This is a genomic window from Companilactobacillus bobalius, from assembly GCF_009764355.1.
In genome coordinates this window covers 1-4,405 of the sequence record NZ_LNUA01000049.1, presented here as the reverse complement: position 1 = coordinate 4,405, position 4,405 = coordinate 1, and the positions used below count along the sequence as shown (strand labels likewise).

5 protein-coding genes are annotated in these 4,405 nt (G+C 42.8%); 2 read left to right on the top strand and 3 right to left on the bottom strand.

What is annotated here, in order from left to right; all coding sequences use genetic code 11:
* A partial coding sequence (locus tag ATN92_RS19925; protein ID WP_158106792.1) for a DDE-type integrase/transposase/recombinase occupies positions 1-378 on the top strand: 378 nt, incomplete at its 5' end.
* A gap of 25 nt (positions 379-403) precedes the next feature.
* Here ATN92_RS19925 and ATN92_RS19920 read toward each other — a convergent pair.
* The 3 genes from ATN92_RS19920 to ATN92_RS19910 all read right to left on the bottom strand — a co-directional run bounded on the left by ATN92_RS19920 (position 404) and on the right by ATN92_RS19910 (position 2,401).
* Positions 404-949, bottom strand: coding sequence for a hypothetical protein (locus tag ATN92_RS19920; protein ID WP_234032506.1), 546 nt, complete (start codon positions 947-949; stop codon positions 404-406).
* 111 nt (positions 950-1,060) lie between these two features.
* A protein-coding gene (locus ATN92_RS19915; RefSeq protein ID WP_099046409.1) for an IS5 family transposase occupies positions 1,061-1,860 on the bottom strand; the annotation gives its coding sequence in 2 pieces (ribosomal slippage) (positions 1,061-1,572 and positions 1,572-1,860; 801 coding nt in all).
* 268 nt (positions 1,861-2,128) lie between these two features.
* The gene (locus ATN92_RS19910; protein WP_080475008.1) at positions 2,129-2,401 is read right to left on the bottom strand and encodes an AbrB/MazE/SpoVT family DNA-binding domain-containing protein; all 273 of its coding nucleotides are present in this window, start codon (positions 2,399-2,401) and stop codon (positions 2,129-2,131) included.
* Between the two features lie 238 nt (positions 2,402-2,639).
* Here ATN92_RS19910 and ATN92_RS19905 point away from each other — a divergent pair, with 238 nt between their 5' ends.
* Complete coding sequence (locus ATN92_RS19905) at positions 2,640-4,178, top strand: multicopper oxidase family protein (protein ID WP_056950601.1); 1,539 nt, start codon at positions 2,640-2,642, stop codon at positions 4,176-4,178.
* Positions 4,179-4,405: the final 227 nt, after the last annotated feature.

Genomic DNA, 4,405 nt, shown 5'->3' with positions numbered 1-4,405 from the left:
GAGTTACGTAAACATCGTGATTATCAGTCCGCTTACCATTTCTTGAAACGATTATTTACGACCGATGGTCGTCCCCATTGTTTGGTAACTGACCAATATGGTGGAACTTTAAAAGCCATTAAGCAAGTGATTAAAGACGGCTTATTGGAGAAAGCAAATCACGAATGTTCCAAATATCGCAATAATCTAATTGAGCAAGACCATCGATTCATTAAAAGACATCGGGTTCGCTCAGCTGGTTTTCAAACCATCCGAACTGCCGCTAAAACTTTAGCCGGGGTTGAAGTTGTCTATGCGATTCGAAAAGAAACCCGAAGAAATGGTAGTTTCTTCGGGTTTTCAGTAACCGCTGAATTGAAGCAATTATTGATAGCGTAAGCTGTCAATATCCAAGAAAAGTTAGTTAATGTGCATTTGTTTTAAATTTTGCACCAGAACCCTTTTGAGTATCTTTTTGCTCTAGACTGTGTGACTGGGTTCTAGTGTGGGCATCATATAATTTTATTTTGTGATGTTGTTGATCAGTAAGGTATATATTTTGATTGATCAATGTTAATCCATGTTTAGGATCGCTTTTAATACGAAATACGACTTCTTTTGAGCCAAATGGACTATGGGTTTGTTGGCCATTAATCTGGACATTGTCTTTATTAATATTATAACCGTAGGCACTTCCATTGCTGTTGTTGTACTGAGTGAAAGCACCGCCGCTATAACTGGCAAAGGTGGGCTTTAATTTGCCATATAGGTAAAAAGTAGGTTTTCCATTTTCCATGGCGAAAAATGTATTGTAGATTTTGACATCTTGAATATGCAAGTCATCAAGCTGATTGCTCCAAAAGTTTAGTCCTAAAAACAATAAAATAGTTGCCAACAATAGGCCTAAATACTTTAAAATGCTGATACTTTTTCTGTAAAGAGTGCTTTTCATAATAATATCTTTTCTCAAAAGTTTATCTTGACCTAAGAGCTCGTCAATACTGATATCAAATATTTTACTGAGTAGTATTAATTTATCGATATCGGGATAACTTTTATTTAGTTCCCACTTAGAAGCTGTTTAGTATCTTTTAAGAAGTAGCCTGATAAAAGCTAACGAAACCATCATGAGACTAGTGTTGAGCTTACGCTCACAGTTACGCCATAAACGGTGATAATTTCCCAACCAACTAAATGAACGTTCAATGAGCCACCGTTGGGGGATAACCGAAAATTGGTGTAACTCATTTCTTTTAACGACGATTACCTTGGCTGACGTTAAACTGCTAATCTCATTAGCAAAATTTTGGCCGGTATAACCACTATCAACCATCATGGTTCGAACCAATTTAAACTGCTCTAAATTAAGGGTAACGAGTGCAATCGCCCCGTCACGATCAGTGATGTTAGCCCGGGTAATATGGATCGCTTGCGGGAAGCCATTGATGTCGACGGCTAAATGCCGTTTAATTCCCGAGATCTTCTTGCCACCATCGTAACCCTTATTTTCAGCGGTAGCGGTGTTCTTGATACTTTGGGCATCTAAAATGACGAACGAAGTTCGGGCTGATCGCCCTTGCCTTAATCGTCGATCAGCGACAATTTTTTTAAAACCTGAGTTAATAAAGCTGGTTTATCAGGGGTGGGGGCTTTCGACCAATTCATCCAATAGTAGTAAACAGTGGACCACTTTGGAAAATCAGCCGGCAAATCACGCCAAGTACAACCATTTTTAAGGACATAGAGCATGGCACAGAAGATATCATAAGGATCAATGTGTTTTGGATGAGTTCGTTTTCTTGAAGCTTCCAGATCCTGGCGGATCAAATCGAATTGTTGCCGAGAAATATCGCTTTGGTAATGATGACTAAAATGTTGCATATGATCACCAACTTTTTTGACAGTAGTTTATCAAATTATTGGGTCAAAATCAAAGATACTAAACAGCTTCTAAGGGCGTGTGGCATGCTTTATATTGTAGAATTCATATTTTCCTAAGAAGCGAGAAGCCCAGCATAGCGCTCTTCATTTTTGGTTTGATTGATTGTTTTTGATAAATTTGAATAAGTTAACCTCATCACGATTACTTTTGCCAGTACTATCATCAAAAAAGACAAAGACAAAATAGTGTGTCCCTTGGTGACATGTACTAGCCTTCTTCCATCCACTTAGCAAAATTTGGGGCTTTCGTTTTATCGTAATGGCCATCCTTAGCAACATCAACTGTTTCAGCTGGCACATCCTTAAGTAAATGATGCCAATCTACTTTAGTTGGCACTTTTGCGATAACAATTTCTTGATTATCATTAAGTGAAACAATGACTTCATCGCCTGAACTAATATTGAGCTTTTTACGAAATTCTGACGGTAGAACAAATTGGCCTTTCACGGAAAACCTTTTGGTAATTGTCTTATTTATCATAATTAAAGCCCTCCATAAAGTACCCTTGGGTCTTACTTCATTTAAGATTATATTGGATGAAAGATTTAAAAGTAAAGGGACTTAATTCGACGCTTTATGCAGTTGTTGACATTTTGATCACTGAAGATTTGCCTGGCTCCCCCCAAAAAAACAGTCTTGAACGATGAAGACGTTTGGTATAAACTAGCATTGACGTCTACATATGTAAACTTGCTGACACAATTAGGAGATGGGGATATTGAAGAAGAAAACAGCGTGGATCATCATTGGCGTGATTGTGGCGATTATCGTGGTGGGAAATGTCGGTTGGTTTGTCCATACCCAACAGCATTCACAGTCTTCCAGCTCAAATCGTAGCGGAATGATGGGCAGCTGGAGTGGATCTTCCGGTCATTCGATGATGGGTGGTAACTCATCCGGTCGCGCCCAGCGAAATTCGGATACGGATGTCCCACTCAAAACGGCGACCACTGCAGCGAAAAGATTGGCGGTACCGCCAATCTTAAAGCCGACCAAAAAATCGGGTGATTCGGTTTACTACACATTGAAGGCCGAGGCCGGCACCACAACCTTTAAACCAGGCGTTAAAACGAAGACGATGGGCTATGATGGATCGTACCTCGGACCGACAATTCGTGTCCGTCGGGGGCAAACTGTCCACACTAAGGTGGTTAATCAATTGAACCAACGGACTTCGCTGCACTGGCACGGTGCCCTGGTTCCTGGAAAGGCGGATGGTGGGCCGTTCGAACCAATTGCTGCGGGAAAGACCAAGCAAACCACGTTTAAGGTTGACCAGCAGGCAGCCACCTTGTGGTATCACCCCCACGCCATGGGTACCACCGCCAGTCAGGTATATCACGGCTTGGCGGGTTTCATGTTGGTGGACGACCAGAACAGCCAGAAGTTGAATCTCCCTAAAAAGTACGGTGTTGATGACTTTCCATTGGTCGTTCAGGATCGAACCTTTAGTAAGGCGGGTCAGTTCGACTATCAAGCCGACTACAACGCTGATGGCACCGAAGGCAATACGCTTCTGGTCAACGGGACGCTCAACCCATACATTAACGTAACCACCAATCAGGTGCGGCTGCGACTGCTCAATGGTTCAAATGCCCGCACCTATCATTTCACCTTAAATCATGGCGCCACGATACGCCAAATCGCGACCGATGGTGGATTCCTCAACCAGCCGGTGAAGATGAATCAGATTGATCTGGCACCGGGTCAGCGGGCAGAAGTGGTTGTCAATACCGCTAACGCAACTTCGAAGAACGTGGCTCTACGGACCAACGGGCAGCGGGTTCTGCAACTGCGACTACATTCCAAGCGAACCGGGAGCCGAACATTGCCAGTTAAATTGAATCACCTGACGCCCACCAAGCAGCTGAACCAATTTGGCTTGAAACACCAGACAATTAGTTTTAGCGGCATGGGGCGGATGGTTCGGATTAATGGTCGGGTTTACAATCCCGATCGAATTGACCTGACCGCCAAGCCGCACACCAATCAGATTTGGAACCTCACCAATAACGATTCGATGATGGGCGGCATGGATCATCCGTTTCATATTCACGGTGCCCAATTTCGAATTCTGTCCGTCAACGGTAAACGTCCCTCAGCAGCAGAATCTGGATTAATGGACGTTGTTAACTTGAAGCCTGGTAAGAAAGTCCGCGTTCTAATGAGCTTCCATGATCGTGGCATCTTTGTTTATCACTGTCATAATTTGGAACACGAGGAGAATGGGATGATGGGGCAGGTTAAGGTGGAATAGCGGGCTATTTCTTGTTCGGTCCGCCTTCAAGCCACTTTGATTGACCACCCAATCGTTCGAGACTAAACTGACTCCAAAAGTGAATCGAGGGGAAGGATCATGACAGACAAACCGTTAGTAACCATTTCAATTCCTGCATACAATCTGGGCAGTTACCTTGATAAAACGCTGACCAGCATCGCAAATCAAACCTATCAAAACGGTAGATTGTAAAATTAATCCGAACG